15 protein-coding genes are annotated in these 17,206 nt (G+C 57.6%); 8 read left to right on the forward strand and 7 right to left on the reverse strand.

Annotated elements, in window-relative coordinates; genetic code table 11:
• Positions 1-2: 2 nt before the first annotated feature.
• A complete protein-coding gene (locus K5Y33_RS03760; protein WP_222233277.1) occupies positions 3-1,490 on the forward strand; it encodes an FGGY family carbohydrate kinase in 1,488 nt (495 codons plus the stop codon).
• A 128-nt stretch (positions 1,491-1,618) separates the two neighbouring features.
• On the opposite strand, the gene K5Y33_RS03765 is transcribed toward K5Y33_RS03760, so the two are convergent.
• The gene (locus tag K5Y33_RS03765) at positions 1,619-2,353 is read right to left on the reverse strand and encodes a flagellar brake protein (RefSeq protein WP_222233278.1); all 735 of its coding nucleotides are present in this window, start codon (positions 2,351-2,353) and stop codon (positions 1,619-1,621) included.
• A gap of 186 nt (positions 2,354-2,539) precedes the next feature.
• On the opposite strand from K5Y33_RS03765, the gene K5Y33_RS03770 reads away from it, so the two are divergent.
• On the forward strand, positions 2,540-2,788 hold the full coding sequence (locus K5Y33_RS03770; protein WP_008102737.1) for a GlsB/YeaQ/YmgE family stress response membrane protein: 249 nt from the start codon (positions 2,540-2,542) through the stop codon (positions 2,786-2,788).
• Positions 2,789-2,851: 63 nt separating this feature from the next.
• Here K5Y33_RS03770 and K5Y33_RS03775 read toward each other — a convergent pair whose 3' ends face one another.
• Positions 2,852-4,951: a TonB-dependent siderophore receptor gene (locus K5Y33_RS03775; RefSeq protein WP_222233279.1), complete on the reverse strand. Its 2,100-nt coding sequence runs from the start codon at positions 4,949-4,951 to the stop codon at positions 2,852-2,854.
• Positions 4,952-5,213: 262 nt separating this feature from the next.
• On the reverse strand, positions 5,214-6,893 hold the full coding sequence (gene treA / locus K5Y33_RS03780) for an alpha,alpha-trehalase TreA (protein ID WP_101760781.1): 1,680 nt from the start codon (positions 6,891-6,893) through the stop codon (positions 5,214-5,216).
• A 207-nt stretch (positions 6,894-7,100) separates the two neighbouring features.
• Here treA and ghrA point away from each other — a divergent pair, with 207 nt between their 5' ends.
• Genes ghrA through K5Y33_RS03795 form a run of 3 tightly spaced genes read left to right on the forward strand, consistent with a single transcriptional unit; the run spans position 7,101 to position 9,389 of the window.
• On the forward strand, positions 7,101-8,039 hold the full coding sequence (ghrA, locus tag K5Y33_RS03785; protein ID WP_222233280.1) for a glyoxylate/hydroxypyruvate reductase GhrA: 939 nt from the start codon (positions 7,101-7,103) through the stop codon (positions 8,037-8,039).
• A 24-nt stretch (positions 8,040-8,063) separates the two neighbouring features.
• Complete coding sequence (locus tag K5Y33_RS03790) at positions 8,064-8,801, forward strand: phosphatase (protein WP_137385589.1); 738 nt, start codon at positions 8,064-8,066, stop codon at positions 8,799-8,801.
• A gap of 27 nt (positions 8,802-8,828) precedes the next feature.
• Positions 8,829-9,389 carry a molecular chaperone gene (locus tag K5Y33_RS03795; protein WP_192234231.1) on the forward strand — a complete coding sequence of 187 codons (561 nt, stop codon included), beginning with the start codon at positions 8,829-8,831 and terminating at the stop codon, positions 9,387-9,389.
• Positions 9,390-9,392: 3 nt separating this feature from the next.
• On the opposite strand, the gene K5Y33_RS03800 is transcribed toward K5Y33_RS03795, so the two are convergent.
• Together K5Y33_RS03800 and K5Y33_RS03805 are read right to left on the reverse strand one after the other, a co-directional pair.
• Complete coding sequence (locus K5Y33_RS03800; protein ID WP_222233281.1) at positions 9,393-10,754, reverse strand: CoA transferase; 1,362 nt, start codon at positions 10,752-10,754, stop codon at positions 9,393-9,395.
• 46 nt (positions 10,755-10,800) lie between these two features.
• The gene (locus tag K5Y33_RS03805) at positions 10,801-11,685 is read right to left on the reverse strand and encodes a DMT family transporter (protein WP_101760776.1); all 885 of its coding nucleotides are present in this window, start codon (positions 11,683-11,685) and stop codon (positions 10,801-10,803) included.
• Positions 11,686-11,875: 190 nt separating this feature from the next.
• Here K5Y33_RS03805 and K5Y33_RS03810 point away from each other — a divergent pair, with 190 nt between their 5' ends.
• Positions 11,876-12,601: a glutamine amidotransferase gene (locus K5Y33_RS03810; protein ID WP_222233282.1), complete on the forward strand. Its 726-nt coding sequence runs from the start codon at positions 11,876-11,878 to the stop codon at positions 12,599-12,601.
• Here K5Y33_RS03810 and K5Y33_RS03815 read toward each other — a convergent pair.
• A complete protein-coding gene (locus K5Y33_RS03815) occupies positions 12,589-13,152 on the reverse strand; it encodes a class I SAM-dependent methyltransferase (RefSeq protein ID WP_110865965.1) in 564 nt (187 codons plus the stop codon). The two genes, K5Y33_RS03810 and K5Y33_RS03815, sit on opposite strands and share 13 nt — an antisense overlap.
• Positions 13,153-13,390: 238 nt before the next feature.
• Here K5Y33_RS03815 and K5Y33_RS03820 point away from each other — a divergent pair, with 238 nt between their 5' ends.
• Together K5Y33_RS03820 and K5Y33_RS03825 are read left to right on the forward strand one after the other, a co-directional pair.
• Positions 13,391-14,911: an aldehyde dehydrogenase family protein gene (locus tag K5Y33_RS03820; RefSeq protein ID WP_222233283.1), complete on the forward strand. Its 1,521-nt coding sequence runs from the start codon at positions 13,391-13,393 to the stop codon at positions 14,909-14,911.
• Positions 14,912-15,084: 173 nt separating this feature from the next.
• Entirely contained in the window at positions 15,085-15,297 is a 213-nt protein-coding gene (locus tag K5Y33_RS03825) for a hypothetical protein (RefSeq protein WP_110865967.1), read from the forward strand.
• A gap of 101 nt (positions 15,298-15,398) precedes the next feature.
• Here K5Y33_RS03825 and fumA read toward each other — a convergent pair whose 3' ends face one another.
• Positions 15,399-17,042, reverse strand: a complete 1,644-nt coding sequence (gene fumA, locus K5Y33_RS03830; RefSeq protein ID WP_222233284.1) for a class I fumarate hydratase FumA — start codon at positions 17,040-17,042, stop codon at positions 15,399-15,401.
• Positions 17,043-17,206: the final 164 nt, after the last annotated feature.

Below are 17,206 nucleotides of genomic sequence, written 5' to 3' on the forward strand. Positions count from 1 at the left end.
AGATGGCAGGTTCGTTGATACTGGCAATTGATGAAGGCACCACCAACGCGAAAGCGATTGCGGTCGATCGTGCCGGCAATGTGGTGGCGCGCGGCAGTCAGCCGCTGACGCTGGAACATCCGCAGCCGGGTCTGGCGGAGCAGGATCCGCTGGCGATATGGCAGGCGGTGAAACAGGCGGTGAGCGCTTGTCTGGCGCAGTGTGCGGGGGCGCAGGTTGCGGCGGTGGCGATCAGTAACCAGCGCGAATCGGTGCTGATCTGGCAGCGACATAACGGTCAGCCGCTGACGCCGCTCGTCAGCTGGCAGGATCGCCGCTCGGAGGCGTTTTGCCGCGATCTGCGCGTGGCGGGTAAAGCCCCGCGCATCACCGGACTCACCGGGTTGGCGGTCGATCCGATGTTCCCGGCCGGTAAACTTACCGGCATGCTTGCTGCGTTGCCGAATGGATTCGCGCGCGCGCAGGCCGGTGAACTCTGTATCGGCACCGTGGATAGCTGGCTGAGCTGGCAGCTGAGCGGCGGCGAAAGCTTCGTCACCGATCATGCCAATGCGGCACGCACCCAACTCTACAACCTGCACAGCGGCGACTGGGATGATGAATTGCTGGCGCTGTTCCATAGTCCCCGCGCGGCGCTGCCGCAGATTGTGCCCTCGGCCAGCGCGCAAGGCGTGGTGACACGCAACGATATTCCCGGTTTAGCGCCCGGCACGCCGATTTTGTCACGCATCGGCGATTCGCACGCTGCGCTGCAAGCGCAGCGCAACGGCAGCGAAGAGGTGGTGAAAGCCACTTACGGCACCGGTTCATCACTGATGATGTCGATGGCGACGCCGTTGCTGACGGAAAATGGCCTCAGCACCACGGTGGCGTGGCACGACGGCACGCTGCGCTATGCCTTTGAAGGCAACATTACCCACACCGGTTCCGGCGCGGCGTGGCTGGGCCGCATGCTTGGCATTCATGATCCGCGAGAACTCACTGCGCTGGCGCAGCGCAGCGAACACAATCAGGGCATCTATTTTGTGCCGGCGCTTTCCGGTCTTGGCGCGCCCTGGTGGGATTTGAAAGCGCGCGGCATGGTATGTGGCTTGACCGATGCGGCTACGCCGGAGGTGCTGGCGCGCGTGGCGCTGGAGTCGATCACCTTCCAGATCGCCGATGTGTTTTTTGCCATGGAGCAGGCCAGTGGCGTGCAACTTCCTGCGCTGTGCGTGGATGGCAGCGCCACGGAAAATAGCTGGTTGATGCAGATGCAGGCCGATGTATTGCAGCGGCCACTGAAACGCGTGCCGACGGCAGAAGTTTCTGCGCTGGGCGCCGCGCTATTAGCGGGTCGCACCTTAGGCTGGTGGCAGCAGGGCAGTGAGATGCAGGCGTTACAGGGCGGTAGCGTGATTACGCCGCGTGAGGATCAGGCGAAAAGCATGCAGGAGAATTATCACGGCTGGCTGGATGCGGTGGCGCGTTGCCGTTATCAGCCGCATTGATTATCGTTATATAAATCGCGCACGCTTCGTAGCGGCGCGATTTATCGCGCTTTTTAGACGTGTATCTCATGCCAAATAGCGCAATAAATTGTGCCGCTACGATGTTGTACGGTGATAAACGTCCAGCGCTACTGGAAACGGTTGGCTTTATCACGCGCCAGACGTTCCAGCGCAAAAATCACCTGCTGTAGCTGGCGTTCCTGAATCGGTTCGATGGCGGTAAAGCGGAAGCTGAGGCGCGGTGTGGCGCGGGTTTCATTCTTGCTGGTCACTACGGTGCGTTCACCAACGTGCAGCAGCTGTGCTGTCACCTCAAAGTGACCATACTCAGCTAAATCCACGCGCAGATTTTTAAAGGTATCGCCGCGATTGAGGCCTTCCGGTAACGCTTCGTCCAGCAGCACGCCGACGCCGCCCAGTGACAGATCCTGCAGGCGGAAACGCGCGGTACGCCCATCAGGCCACTGGCTGTGGCAATAAAAAACCGGTTCCAGCGGCGCATTGACGCGAAAGAATTCACGACGTTGAATCTGCCACACCAGTTCCGGCAGCGACGCAGCAAAAGCGGGTAAGCCTTCGAATTCAACCCGCTGTAAACCGGTTAAGCCAAATTCGACTTTGGCACCGTGCGTTTCGGCGGCAATATTCACTTCGCCACCTTGCAGCGCTAAATCGTTATCCAGCGCGTTGCTGCCGAGGTCAAAGATCACCTGATCTTCATCGGCTGACAGCAAGCGACTGATAAACTGACCGCGCGAAAAATTCACCATCAACAGGGTTTGAAAACGCAACAGGTCCTTCATCACGCCCAAAACCGCTAACGTGCCTCGCTTGAGGTATTGTTCTTTATCGGCTTCTCCCACGTCCTGCTCCACTTATCCGATTGTTATTTTCACGACTGACAATGCTGTTCGTCAGTTATCGGCGTCGCTGCGCTAACCTTTAGTCAGCTAACGGCTATTTACTGCGGCAAGTTGGGATGCAGATCATAAAATCCCGTCTATACTAGAGGCGGTGAACACATTGATTAATAACGTAAGGAGCAGTACATGGGTATTCTTTCATGGATTATTTTTGGTCTGATTGCCGGGATTATCGCTAAGTGGATTATGCCGGGTAAAGATGGCGGCGGCTTTATCATCACCGTGGTTCTGGGTGTGGTGGGTGCGGTTGTCGGTGGCTGGATCAGTACCCTGTTTGGTTTCGGTAAAGTTGACGGTTTCAACTTTGGCAGCTTCGTGGTGGCAGTGATTGGTGCCATTGTGGTGCTGTGGATCTACCGTAAAGTGCGAAGTTAATCGCGCGAGGATTTGATGAAATCCGCCATCCCGCAAAGGGTGGCGGATTTTTTTTATGCCTGATTAAAAGTCGTAGCCCACCGTGGCCATGACCGTGCGCTCGGCACCGCGATAGCAATAACCGGTGCCGTAACAGGCGGCCAGATACGTCTTATCGGTCAGGTTGTTGGCATTCACCTGCAGCCAGGCGCCTTTCAGCTGTGAGTTCCATGCGCCAAGATCGGCGCGAACCGACGCATCAAACAGCGTTACCGATGGCAGACGCGTGGTGTTCTCGTTATCCGCCCACTGTTTACCGATATAGCGTACACCCGCACCGGCGCTCAAGCCGTAGTCAAACTGATAATGTCCCCACAACGATGCCATGCTGTTCGGCGTGACATACGGCGTATGGCCATCGTTACCGTCCACCGAATCTTTAAAGCGCAGATGATTTAGCGTGTAGCCGGCGATGGTGCTAAAACGCGACGTCAGCTGATTACGCGCCTCAAGTTCAATGCCCTGCGAATGCACTTTGCCCGACGGCGTGTAAGTTCCGTCCAGCACGTTACGGTTGGCGACATCGTCCTGGGTCAAATCGTACACCGCGATTGAGTACATATCGCGCGTGCCCAGCCGCTGATATTTCACGCCCGCTTCATACTGCTCTGACGTAGTCGGTTTTAGCTGATTGCCGAAAGGATCGGTTAACGAAGCCGGCGTTATTGCCTGGCTCCAGCTGACATAAGGCGAGATGCCGTTCTCGAAGGCATATAGCAGCGCAGCGCGGCCGCTGATGTGATCGTCCTGACGACGGCTGGTGCCGTTTTCCGACACGATGCGATCGTAGCGTCCCGACAAATCCAGATGCCAGCGATCGAGCTGCAACTCATCCTGCAGATACAAACCGGTTTGATAGTAGCGGCGTGTCTGCGATGTCCAGTCGAAGTCCGGCATGATGCCCACTTCTTCGCCGTTCCACGCATTCAGCGCGCTGGCGGCACCGCTGGCTTCGGTGATGTCGTTTTTATAGCGATGGTATTCCGCGCCCAGCGTCACGCGATGCTGAACCGCGCCGGTAGCGAAATCAGCCTGCAAGCGGTTGTCGTTGGCCCACGCGCTCAGCGATGAACGCTCACCGGAGTAGTAGCGGTTCAGCAGGTCTGGATTCGTTGCGTTCCAGCCAATCTGATAAACCTGATCGAGCTCGGTATTGGAGTGGCTGTAGCTGCCGGTGGAGTACACCGACCACACATCGTTGAAGCGATGCGAGAAGTCATAGCTGTAAATCTGTTCGCGACGTTTGAACTGATCGAGCGCAGTGTCACCTTCATAGAAACTGTCACTCAATTTGCGGCCATTATGGCTGTAGAGCGTGCCTTCCGCCGGTACCGAGCCGTGATAGCCGCCGGACGGATCTTTCTGCAGGTAGGCGCGCAGCACTAAGTTGGTATCTTCACTTGGCTGCCACATCAGCTGTGGCGAAATCGCATATTTCTCTTCGCGGGTGTGATCGTATTGGGTATCGCTGTTGCGCGTAATGCCGGTTACGCGAAATGCCCACTGATCGTTGATGGCGTTGGTGTAATCAAAGGCGGCGTTATTGGTGGCGTTGGTGCCGGTCGCCAGGCGGAAGTGGCCCTCTTCAGCAAACTGCGGGCGCTTGCTCACCATATTCACCAATCCGCCCGGCACCGTTTGGCCGTAGAGCGCCGAGGAGGGACCTTTAATCACATCGATGCGGTCGAGGAACCAGTTATCCACCTGCAGGATGTTGAAGCTGCCGCCGTCACTCATCACGCGCAGGCCATCGAGGAAGGTGTTATCGACATCGCCGCCGTGGAAACCACGCAGCGCGATGGTGTCATAACGCGTGGCCGCGCCGCCAAAGTTGGTGAAGACGCCCGGCGTGTAACCCAGCGCCTGATTGAGATCCTGCGCGCCCTGATCTTCCATCTGCTGACGCGTGACTACCGAGATCGACTGCGGGGTAGTAATCAGCGGCTGATCGCTTTTGCTGGCACCGCTGCTGCGCGTGGCGAGATAGCCCTGCGTCGGCGAGGTGGCGCTCTCTTGCGGTTGCGCTGTCACGACAATCGACTCTTCAGCGAAGCTTGCCGCGGGTAAAGCCAGCGCAAGCGCGCACAGTACGCAGCCACGTTTAAGGGTAAACAACGAGGTCATGAGAGGTTCCTGTTATTTTAATGGGAATAGCTATCGATATCAGATTGAGAATTATTATCTTTTGTCGCGGATGTTTCAAGATGTGAGTTTGTTGCTAGAGGAATGTGAGGAAAATGCACAGATGACAGGCACGAGCCGTAGCGGCGCGATTTATCGCGCATTGCACTGGCGAAACCATACTCAGGTTCGGGTCGCGCAATAAATTGCGCCGCTACAGTAATGTGCGGTTGCCGGGCTACTTCGCCCGGCAGAATAGAGGTAATTACTTCGCGCTACTTAAAACCGGCATATTCGGGATATCGCCAGCGTTATTACAGGTTTTGTCTTTCGGGCAGTACTTATCCAGCAGCTTCAGCGTCACGCCATTGGTCCAGCCGAAGCCGTCCTGCAGCGGATATTCACCGCCGCCACCGCCGCCCAGCTGCGCGCCTTCAACCACGTATTTCTCGACCAGCTTATGTTCCTTGTCGTAGGTCGCCTGCACGTTCTGCAGGAAGCGCTGACCAATTTGCTGCGCCAACTTCGGCTGCTTGTAGTGCTCCAGACCTTCTACCGCCACCCATTGCAGCGGCGCCCAGCCGTTTGGCGCATCCCATTGCTGGCCGTTATTCACCGTGGTGGTCACCAGTCCGCCGGGTTTCAGCAGCTGTTTTTCAACTGCGGAAGCGGTGCGTTCAGCTTGCTTATCGCTCGCGAGCTGCATATAGAGCGGGAATAGCGTCGCAGCGGTCAGCTGTGAATGCACCTGCTTCTTCTGGAAATCGTAATCGGCGTACCAGCCTTTTTTGTCATCCCAAAGGTAGCGATTGATCGCCGCCTGACGTTTCTCAGCATCCGCCGCGAACTGTTTGGCTTTGTCATCCTGCTTATCCAGTTTGGCGGCTTTAGACAATGTCTGTTCGAGGTGGAAAATCAGGCTGTTAAGATCAACCGGTGCCAGCTGCGTGGTACGGATGGACGCCAGATTGTGCGCATCGGTGAACCAGCGCGAACTGAAATCCCAGCCCGAAGCCGCGCCCGCACGCAGATCGCGATAGACCTGCTGCTTATTGCGCTCCGGCGCTTTATTCGCGGTGTTGACGTCATCCAGCCAGGATTCGGTACGCGGCGCATCGCGATCGTCCCAGTAACGGTTAAGCAGCGTGCCGTCGCTGAGTTTGATCACACGTTTGCTGGCCTGGCCAGCCGCCACTTTGTCGCTGTCCGCCATCCAGTAATCGTACTCTTTCTGCAGCTGCGGCAGGTATTGGCGATAGACGTCGTCGCCTTTGTGCGTTGCCAGCAGGTCAACCATCAAGCTGAAGAACGGCGGCTGCGAGCGGCTGAGATAGTAGCTGCGGTTGCCGTTGGGAATATGGCCATATTTGTCCAGCTCGGTGGCGAAGTTATCCACCATATCCTGCACGCGATCCCAGTGCCCGCTCTCCGCCAGGCCAAGCATGGTGAAGTAGCTGTCCCAGTAATACACTTCGCGGAAGCGTCCGCCAGGCACCACGTAAGGTTTGGGCAGCGGCAGCAGCGAATCGTACTGACTGGCACTTTGCGCGGTACGCGTCAGCACCGGCCATAAACCGTTGATGTGCTCACGCAGGCTTTGCCCGGCGGGCGGCACATATTTGTCACCCTCTTTAGGCAGCGTGAAGTTGCTGTCGACAAAATGCTTGAGATCGAAGTTGCGCTGGTTTTTTTGCATCTGCCAGTCGGCCAGAATCGACGAGGGATTGGATTTCGGCACCGCATCGGCGAAGGTTTTCTGATCCGGATAAAATTTAGCCTGCTGTACCGCATTGAACAACGGTCCCAGGCGCACATCCGGTGGCTGCGGTTGGTTGCTGAGCATGCGGCTTTGATCGTCGGCGTGTGCGGCGCTGGCACCGGCCAGCAACGCGGCGCTAAGTAAAAAGGTCAGACGCGCGGGCGTGAATACGGCATTTTTTATCATCGGTTTTTCTCCTTGTCCGAAAAGGTGGTGTGCTAACGCATTGACCACCCGAACAACTTTAGTCGTAATCGCGCCGCTTAGCCTCGCACAGCGGTGGAAATGTGAAGCGCCCGGAATTAATCACGTGAGAAATTGCCTCAAGGCTAAGGTTTTTGCTTGCCCTGTACGGCTATTTGCCTGAGGCTGAAGCAAAAAAAGGAGAGTCGTATGGAGATAATCTGGTATCACCCGTCGCTGGCGCCGCAAGGCTGGCTGGAAGGTTTGCGTCAGCGTTTACCGGAGGCGCCCGTGCGTGACTGGCAGCCGGGCGACAACGCGCCGGCCGATTATGCGGTGGTGCGTTCTCCGCCGGTCGAGATGCTGGCGGGGCGTCAGCTGAAAGGCGTATTTGCCATGGGCGCGGGCGTCGACGAAATCCTCAAACAGCTGCGTGACAATCCACAGATGCTGGCCGACACCGTGCCGTTATTCCGCCTGGAAGATACCGGCATGGCGCGCCAGATGCAGGAGTACGCCAACTGGTGTGTGCTGGGCTGGTTCCGCCGTTTTGCCGACTATCGTCAACTGCAGCAGCAGGCTTGCTGGCAGGAGCTGGACGGTTTCGATCGCGAAAACTTCACCATTGGCGTGCTCGGCGCGGGCGTATTAGGCCGTAGCGTGCTGGAGAGTTTGCGTCAGTGGGGCTTTCCGTTACGCAGCTGGAGCCGTTCGCCGAAGCAGATCGACGGTGTGCAAAGCTTCCATGGCCGCGAACAGCTCAATGCTTTCCTGGCGGGCACGCAGGTGCTGATCGATCTGCTGCCGACCACGCCGGAAACCACCAACCTGATTGATAGCCAACTGCTTAACGCATTGCCGCACGGCGCCTGCTTCCTCAACCTGGCGCGCGGTGCGCATGTGGTAGAAGCCGATCTGCTGGCGGCGCTCAACAGCGGTCAGCTGGCCGCCGCCGCGCTGGATGTGTTCCAGCGCGAGCCGCTGCCGCAGGATCATCCGTTGTGGTCTCATCCGCATGTCACAATCACGCCACATACTGCGGCGATTACCTTGCCAGGAGAGGCGATGGATTACATTGCGGATGCCATACTTGCTCTGGAGCAAGGTCAACAGCCGGGTGGTTTGGTCGATCGCCAGCGCGGTTATTAATTCCCATTGGGTCAGGAGATGAAGATGTATCCCGTTGATTTACATATGCACACCGTTGCCAGCACGCACGCTTACAGCACGCTGCATGATTATGTGGCGCAGGCGAAACAGAACGGCCTGAAGCTGTTCGCGATTACCGATCACGGCCCGGATATGGCCGATGCGCCGCACTATTGGCATTTCGTCAACATGCGCATTTGGCCGCGCGTGATTGATGGCGTTGGCGTGCTGCGCGGTATCGAAGCCAACATCAAAAATCAGCAGGGCGAGATCGATTGCAGCGGCCCGATGCTGGATGCGCTGGACCTGATCGTCGCGGGCTTCCACGAACCGGTTTATGCGCCGCGTGATAAAGCACATCACACTGAAGCGATGATTGCGGCGATGGCGGGCGGTTTGGTGCATATCATTTCGCATCCGGGCAACCCGAAGTTCCCGGTGGATATTCGCGCAATTGCCGAAGCCGCCGCGCATTACGATGTGGCGCTGGAGATCAACAACTCCTCCTTTACCCATTCGCGTCCGGGTAGCGAACCGAACTGTCGCGCCATTGCCGAAGCGGTGCGCGATGCCGGTGGACGTCTGGCGTTTGGCTCCGATTCGCATACCGCGTTTACGCTGGGCAATTTCGAACACTGCCTGCGCATCACCAGCGAAGTGGATTTTCCCGAAGATCGCGTGTTAAATGTCACGCCGCGTCGCCTGCTCGACTTTCTCGCGTTGCGAACCGGCAAAACGATTCCCGAATTTGCTGATTTTTAACTTTTTTACCTCAAGGAATTCTGTTGCATGAATGAGTTTTCCATACTCTGCCGCGTCATCGGCTCGCTGTTTAATCGCCAGCCGCAGGATCCGCTGCTGGTGCCGCTGTTCACTCTGCTGCGTGAAGGTAAACTGCAACAGCAGTGGCCGCTGGAGCAGGACGAACTGTTGACGCGCCTGCAGCAGAATAGCGATCCGCAGGCGCTGGCCGCTGACTACAATGCGCTGTTTGTCGGCAGCGAGTGCAGCGTGCCGCCGTACGCATCACAGTGGCCAAACGGTGTTGCTGAAGCAGACGTGCGTGCGTTTCTCAGCGCGCGCGGCATGCCGCTGAGCGAAGCGCCTGCCGATCACTTTGGCGTGCTGCTGCTGGCGGCATCCTGGCTGGAAGATCAGTCGGCAGAGGATGAATCTGCCGCGCAGCTGGCGCTGTTTGATGAGTATCTGCTGCCGTGGTGCGGCGCGTTCCTCGGCAAAGTGGAAGCGCATGCCACCACGGCATTTTACCGCACGCTGGCGGTGCTGAGCCGTGAGGCGATGCAGGCGATGTACGACGAACTGAACGAAGAGCAGGGCGACGAGGCGTAAGCGTTACCAGCTTGCTGCGCTGCTGCCGAGCTTCACGCCTGGCGTTGCGCAGATCATTGGCGTGCCGGGCAAATACGCTGCGGCACGCAATCTCTCTGCAATTCCCCACTGATTGATCTCTATCGCGCTCAGCGCGTCATCGTGCTGCGCGTGTATACCGTTTTGCGCATTCTGCGGCGCGGCACCGAACTGCTGCAACAGCCGCGCGGTGCGTGCCAGCGATAAGCGCGCCTGCCAGCCAACGCCGTTGGTCAAGCGCTGACGCAAACCTTCCAGCACCGCGGCGGCCATCAGATAACCGGTGGCGTGATCGAGCGCCTGCACCGGCAGCGGCGTCGGTTGATTATTGCCGCTCCAGCGCATGCCTTGTTCGGCGATGCCGCAGCCCATCTGTACCAGACTGTCGAAGCCGCGCCGGTTGCGCCACGGCCCGCTCCAGCCCCACGCATTGAGGCTGACATCCACCAGGCCCGGCGCGAGTTGGCGGCGCGTATCGGCATCCAGCCCGAGTTTTTCCAGCGCATCAGCGCGATAACCGTGTACCAGCACATCGCTGTGCTGCAACAGCTGGCGCAGCTGCTCGCGCCCGGCGCGGGATTTGATATCAAGCCGCGCACAGCGTTTGCCGCAGGTGATCTCCTCTTCCAGCGTGGGTTCGTGCCAGTCGGGCGGATCGATGCGCAGCACCTGCGCGCCGAGGCTGGCGAGATAACGTGTCGCCACCGGTCCGGCAATGATGCGTGTGAGATCCAGTACACGCACGCCGAGCAGCGGCCGCGCGGGCGACAGTGACCAGGCGGGCGGCGGGGCGGCGTCGGTGGCCTGTTGGGCAATCAGCGCTTCCTGCTGCACGGCGCTGCCTTGCGGATGCTGCAGCCATTGCGCTTCGCTGCGCATCTGCGCGGCGCAGCCGCCGGCATCAATCACCGCCTGCTCCAGCGTGGCGGCGGGCCAGAGGGCCACCGCATCGGCCAGCGCGGCACGATCGGCATGCTGGCCGAGCACGCGCTCCATCGCCGCACGATGATGAGCCGCGTTGGTGTGCAGGCGGATCCAGCCGTCGGCGCTGGCGTAATCACCGGCGAATTCATCCCACAGCGCAGCAGGCGGTCGATTGAGCGGGATCAGGCTGTGCTGAAACCAGCGCGAGGCGAGACGGACATTAACGCTGACCGGCGCGGATTGGCCGAGCAGATCGCTTAGCGCCTGGCTGGCGAGGCCGATGCTGGTGGCCGCTAATTCGCTGACGGCAAAGGCAGAGGAAAAAGTGTCGGGCTGGAGAAAAGTCGGTGAGGGAAGCGGGTCTGCGCCTCGCAATCCCTGCCACATTTGCTGCCACAGTGCGGCAGCACGTTGAGAATCCATGTTGAGTCTCCGGAAAACGCGCGAGACTCAAGCATAGCAGAGCGCATTAACGGCGGCGCAAGCGCGGGAAACGCGCGTGCATCCGCAGGTTACGCAGGTTGATTACCGCAATCGCGGTGCCCAGCACCACCAGTGACGCACCGAGGATCTTAAAGCTGTTCATGCTGTCACCCAAGACGAAAACGCCCATCAACACCGCCAGCACCGGCGTCAGCAGCGAATAGGGCATGATCAGGTTGACGTTGTATTTCTTCAGCAGCGCGTACCACAGCGTATAGGCGACAATCGACGAGGCGAGTGCGCTATACAGAATGCCAAACCAGCCGCGCCAGCCCGCGTGGCTCAGCGCGTAAAACTGATGGGATTCGGTCAGCCACGAAGCGGCACCGACAATCGGCACCGCAAGGAAGGAGATCCAGCCGGTGAGCGTCAGCGGTTGTATCGGCGGCGATTTTTTCACAATCATATTGCTGATCGCCCAGCCAAACGCGCTGCACAACAGAATACAGAGCACCCACCAGGCCGGAATGGTCGGGCTGCCCGACAGCACCGCCACGCCGCTCAGCGAAATGGCGATACCAAACAGCTGCACCAGCCGCAATTTCTCCTTGAGAATCACCATCGCCAGCAGCATGGCAATCGGCGTACCGAGCTGAACCACGATGGCGCCGGTGCCGGCATCGGTGTAGCGCATGCCGACAAACAGCAGCGAGAAGTGCATAAAACCGAAGGTGAACGCCAGCGTCAGCAGCCACGGCAGTTGCGCGCGCGTAATGCGGCAGAATGGCACTAGCACAATCGCTACCACCACAAAGCGCATCCAGGTGAGAAACAGCGGCGGAAGTTCCAGTAATCCCCACTTCACCGCCACGTTGTTGAAAGCCCAAATGGAAACCACCATCAGAACCATTAAAAAATGCCGCACTGCCACGAGGTCTTCCTTCACGCTGTACAAAGATGATCACCGGCTAATGATGGCATGAAGGTGCGCACTTCGGGCATGTCTGGCGAAATTTTTTTCGCTTAAGCATTAGCTTATGCAGGAAAAAAATAAGACATGTCGCTGATTTACTGTCAAAGTGGATGTCCGAAAGGCGACCATAACGAGGACCGTATTCGGCATGACACACACCCGCGCTTTACCTCTTGCTCTGATTCAACTCGAAGTCCCGCCGCCGCAGGTTGTGGCGCAAATTGGTGAACAACCCCGCTGGTTTATCGACGCGCTGCAACTGCAGCCCGATGACTATGTGATTGTGCGTCCGCATCTGGGCGATGATTTACCGGCCTTTGACTGCGTCAGTGGCGCGATCCTCAGCGGTTCCTGGGCGATGGTCACCGATCACGCTGACTGGAGCGAACGCACCGCCGCCTGGATTCGTGGCGCGCTGGAGGCGCAGCTGCCGCTGCTGGGCGTCTGTTACGGGCATCAACTGATGGCGTATGCGCTGGGTGGCAAAGTGGGTGATAACCCGCAGGGCTGGGAGCGTGGACTGAAACCGCTGACGCGCAATGCGCAGGGGCACAACGATCCCTGGCTGGCCGATCTACCGGGCGAGTTTCAGGCGTGGTTGTCACATCGGCAATCGGTGTTAACGCCGCCGCAGCATGCGCAGGTGCTGGCGAGCTCGGCGCAGGATGGTTGTCAGATTTTGCGTTATTCACCGCAGGCGCTGTCGGTGCAGTTCCATCCGGAATTTACCCGCGAGATTATGACCGCCTGTTTATCGGCGGGCGTCAGTGACGATGACACGGTTCTTTCAGGCGAAGATTGGTCGCGCGAACTGTTGCGCAGCTTCTGGCTACAAACGCGGCCGCAGCCGCGCGCGCAGGCTCAGGGCGCGTAGTTGCGCGTGCAGCGATAAACCCACGCGGGTGGCATATTTTTCAGCACCCGCTGGCGTTCCCAGGTGAAGTAGCGTGACAAATTTGGCTGGGTGAACGAGGTGTATTGAAACTGCACGAATACGCCGCGTGGACCCAGCGCATCATGCACCGCACTGAGGATGTTATCGCGCGTGGCGGGCGGTAATGACAGCAGCGGCAGGCCAGAAAAAATCACATCATATTCCCCGGCGAGATATTCCGCCGAACAGGCGCGTACCTGCATGCGCGCATCAGGCAATCCACGCAGGCTTTTCACCAGTTCCGGGCTGATTTCAAACACATCAAGCTGTGCTTGCGGTGACATGCGCGCCAGCACGTGACGCGTGAGCACGCCATCACCGGCACCCAGTTCGGCGATACGCAGGCTGTTATCCCAGTTCACCGCATCGCACATGGTGCGGCATAGCGCGGCTGAAGAGGGCGTGATGCTGCCCATTTTGCGCGGGTTGCGGATAAATTGCTGAACAAAGTTCGCTTTGGCACGCATTAACGTCAGGGCTGAAGCCAACATCTGTTTCTCCTGGTTAGTATCCTGCTTCATATTGACCACATATTTCGCCCATGTTCCGCTTTTTACGGCATAAGCGGGTAAACTCGGAATTATCTGTAGCGGCCTACGCACGCCACATTTCCTTCGGTGCGGTCACAGTTTCCCCTTTTACGATCTGACAGGCTGGCGTGGATCGCCCAATGTTAATAACAGGTTTCATAGTTGTTAATCGCCACTCTGTCCCGCAAGGAGAAACACCATGCGTTATGCTGCTCCGGGAGAACAAGGTTCTCTCATTACTCTGCAATCGCGTTATGGCAACTTTATCAACGGCGAATTTGTTGCGCCGGTGAACGGTAACTACTTCGTCAACACTTCACCGATCAATGCTTCTACCATTGGCGAATTTCCCCGTTCGGACCGCGCCGATATCGATAACGCCGTGGCTGCCGCCCAGGCCGCTGCCGATGCGTGGGGCAAAACCTCGCCGCAGGCACGCTCGCTGATGCTGCTGAAAATTGCCGATCGGCTGGAAGAGAATCTGGAATATATCGCGGTCAACGAAACCTGGGATAACGGTAAGCCGGTACGCGAAACGCTGGCGGCGGATCTGCCGCTGGCGGTCGATCACTTCCGCTATTTCGCTGGCTGCGTGCGTGCGCAGGAAGGCACCGCCGCTGAAATCGATGAGTTCACCGCCGCCTATCACTTCCACGAACCGCTGGGCGTGGTCGGGCAAATCATTCCGTGGAACTTCCCGCTGCTGATGGCGGCATGGAAACTGGCGCCGGCGCTCGGCGCAGGTAACTGCGTGGTGTTGAAACCGGCCGAGCAAACGCCGCTGTCGATTACGCTGTTTATGGACGTGATCAAAGATCTGCTGCCGCCGGGTGTGATCAACGTGGTACACGGCTACGGTAAAGAGGCAGGCGAAGCGCTGGCATCCCATCCGGGCATCGCCAAAATCGCCTTCACCGGATCCACTGCCACTGGCGGCCATATTCTGGAGCTGGCGGCGAAAAGCCTGATCCCGTCCACCGTTGAACTGGGCGGCAAGTCGCCGAACATCTTCTTCGAAGACATCATGGATGCTGAAGAGAGTTTCATTGAGAAAGCGGCAGAAGGCGTGGTGCTGGGCTTCCTTAATCAGGGTGAAGTTTGTACCTGTCCGTCGCGCGCGCTGGTGCAGGAATCGATCTTTGAGCCGTTTATGGCGGCGGTGATGAAGCGCATCAAAACCATTAAACGAGGCGATCCGCTGGATACCGAAACCATGATTGGCGCGCAGGCGTCGCAGCAGCAGTTCGACAAAATCCTCTCTTATCTGGAAATTGCGCAGCAAGAGGGCGCGCAGGTGCTGCACGGCGGCGGCGTAGAGAAAGTGGGCGAAGAGTTTGCCAGCGGCTACTACATTCAGCCGACGCTGTTGAAAGGCGATAACAGCATGCGCGTGTTCCAGGAGGAGATATTTGGCCCGGTGGTTGGTGTGCTGACCTTTAAAGATGAAGCGGAAGCGCTGGCAATCGCCAATGATTCGATTTACGGACTGGGCGCGGGCGTCTGGACGCGCGACATCAATCGCGCCTATCGCATGGGCCGGGCCATCAAAGCCGGTCGCGTGTGGACTAACTGTTATCACCTCTATCCGGCGCACGCGGCGTTTGGCGGCTATAAGAAATCGGGTATTGGTCGCGAAACCCACAAAATGATGCTCGATCATTATCAGCAAACGAAAAACCTGCTGGTGAGCTACAGCACGCAACCGCTGGGTTTCTTCTGATTGAATATGGCGGCGGGGCAATCTCGCTGCCTTTTCATCTCTTCGTCATCTTGCCGCTGCAGGATATTCACTTCGCCAGAATTTTCTGATCAAGGTGGCATCTTTAAGCCAGGTCTTGTGTGTTTAAAGGAGGCGATTGGGCAGAATAGCCCACCTATTTTCAAGGAGATTTCATGAACACGTTGTATAACTACCTGGAACAGCATGATGAGATGCTGGACGGTGTGGAGCAAAATATTATTACCGTTAACCTGCCTGGGCGTCAGGCGGTGTATGTGATTGGTCAGAACGATGCTGACCTGCTGCTGGAAGTAAAAGCGCGTGAAATCGCCACGGCACAACGTATGGAAACATTGCGTCAACTGGAGAGCCAATTCCGTTTTTAACTTTTCTGTTTTGCCTCATTCGATGATCAATTCGTCAGAAATATCGCAATAAAAAAGCCGCTATCACAAGATAACGGCTTTTTTGTGGTGCGATGCGCAGATTACTTCACGCAGGCGGCACAGTTATTGTGAATCTGCTGGAAGAAGTCGTTTCCTTTGTCATCCACTAAAATGAATGCCGGGAAGTTTTCCACTTCAATCTTCCAGATCGCTTCCATGCCGAGTTCGGCATACTCCACGCATTCCAGACTCTTAATACTCTGCTGTGCCAGCACCGCAGCCGGGCCGCCGATGCTGCCCAGATAGAAGCCGCCGTGTTTTTGACACGCATCGGTAACCTGTTTGCTACGGTTGCCCTTCGCCAGCATCACCATGCTGCCGCCATTGGCCTGCAGCAGATCAACGTAGGAATCCATACGACCTGCAGTGGTTGGGCCGAGTGAACCGGAGGCATAACCTTCTGGCGTCTTCGCTGGACCCGCGTAATAGACCGGATGGTCCTTGATGTACTGCGGCAGTCCTTCGCCGTTATCGATGCGCTCTTTCAGCTTGGCGTGCGCAATGTCGCGCGCCACGATAATGGTGCCGTTAAGCGACAAGCGGGTTGAGACCGGATAAGCCGACAGCAGCGCCAGAATTTCGCTCATCGGCTGGTTGAGATCGACATGCACCACTTCGCCTTCACCCTGCTGACGCAGCGCTTCCGGAATATAGCGGCCTGGATTGTCTTCCAACTTCTCAATCCAGATGCCTTCACGGTTGATCTTGGCCTTGATATTTCGGTCTGCGGAACATGACACGCCCATACCCACCGGGCAGGATGCGCCGTGACGCGGCAGACGCACCACGCGGATATCATGCGCAAAATATTTACCGCCGAACTGCGCGCCGAGGCCCAGCTCCTGCGAGGCTTTCAGCAGTTCTTCTTCCAGCTGAAGGTCGCGGAACGCCTGACCATGCTCGTTGCCTTCAGTCGGCAGCGAATCGTAATAGTGGGTTGAGGCCAGCTTGACGGTTTTCAGCGTGGCTTCGGCTGAAGTCCCGCCAATCACAAACGCGATATGGTACGGCGGACAGGCCGCGGTACCCAGCGACATCATTTTATCGATCAGGTAGTTCTTCAATTTGGCGGGCGTAATCAGCGCTTTGGTTTCCTGATACAGATAGGTTTTGTTGGCGGAACCGCCACCTTTAGCGATGCACAGGAATTTGTATTCGTCGCCATCAACGCTGTAGAGGTCGATCTGCGCCGGCAGGTTGGTGCCGGTATTCACCTCTTTATACATATCCAGCGCGGCATTCTGTGAATAGCGCAGATTATCTTCAATAAAGGTGTTGTAAACGCCTTGCGACAGCGCGGCTTCATCGCCGCCACCGGTCCAGACACGCTGGCCTTTTTTGCCCATGATGATGGCGGTGCCAGTATCCTGACAGGTTGGCAGCACGCCTTTGGCGGCAATTTCGGAGTTGCGCAGGAACTGCAGGGCGACGTATTTGTCGTTCTTGCTCGCTTCATCGTCGGCAAGAATGGACGCGACCTGCGCCTGATGCGAGGCGCGCAGCATGAAGGAAGCATCGTGGAATGCCTGCTTCGCCAGCAGCGTCAGCGCTTTGGGATCGACTTTCAGGACTTCTTCGCCATCGAAGTTGGCCACCGAGACGTAATCGCGGCTCAGCAGATAGTATTCGGTATCATCTTTGGCGAGAGGAAAGGGATCCTGATAATAGAAGGGTTTGTTCGACATGTTGGCTCACTTAGCTTCGTGTGGCCCGCCAGCATGACGGGCGACAAATTAGGCAGTTTGTTATTCGATTTTCTCTCGCCAGCCCTCCGCAGGGGCTGACTGGCGAGTATCATAACATTTTCACGGTAATGCGCGGCTCCGTTTTTAACATCGAAGCAACATCA

This window comes from Pantoea sp. DY-17 (assembly GCF_019795975.1).
Taxonomy (GTDB): domain Bacteria; phylum Pseudomonadota; class Gammaproteobacteria; order Enterobacterales; family Enterobacteriaceae; genus Pantoea; species Pantoea leporis.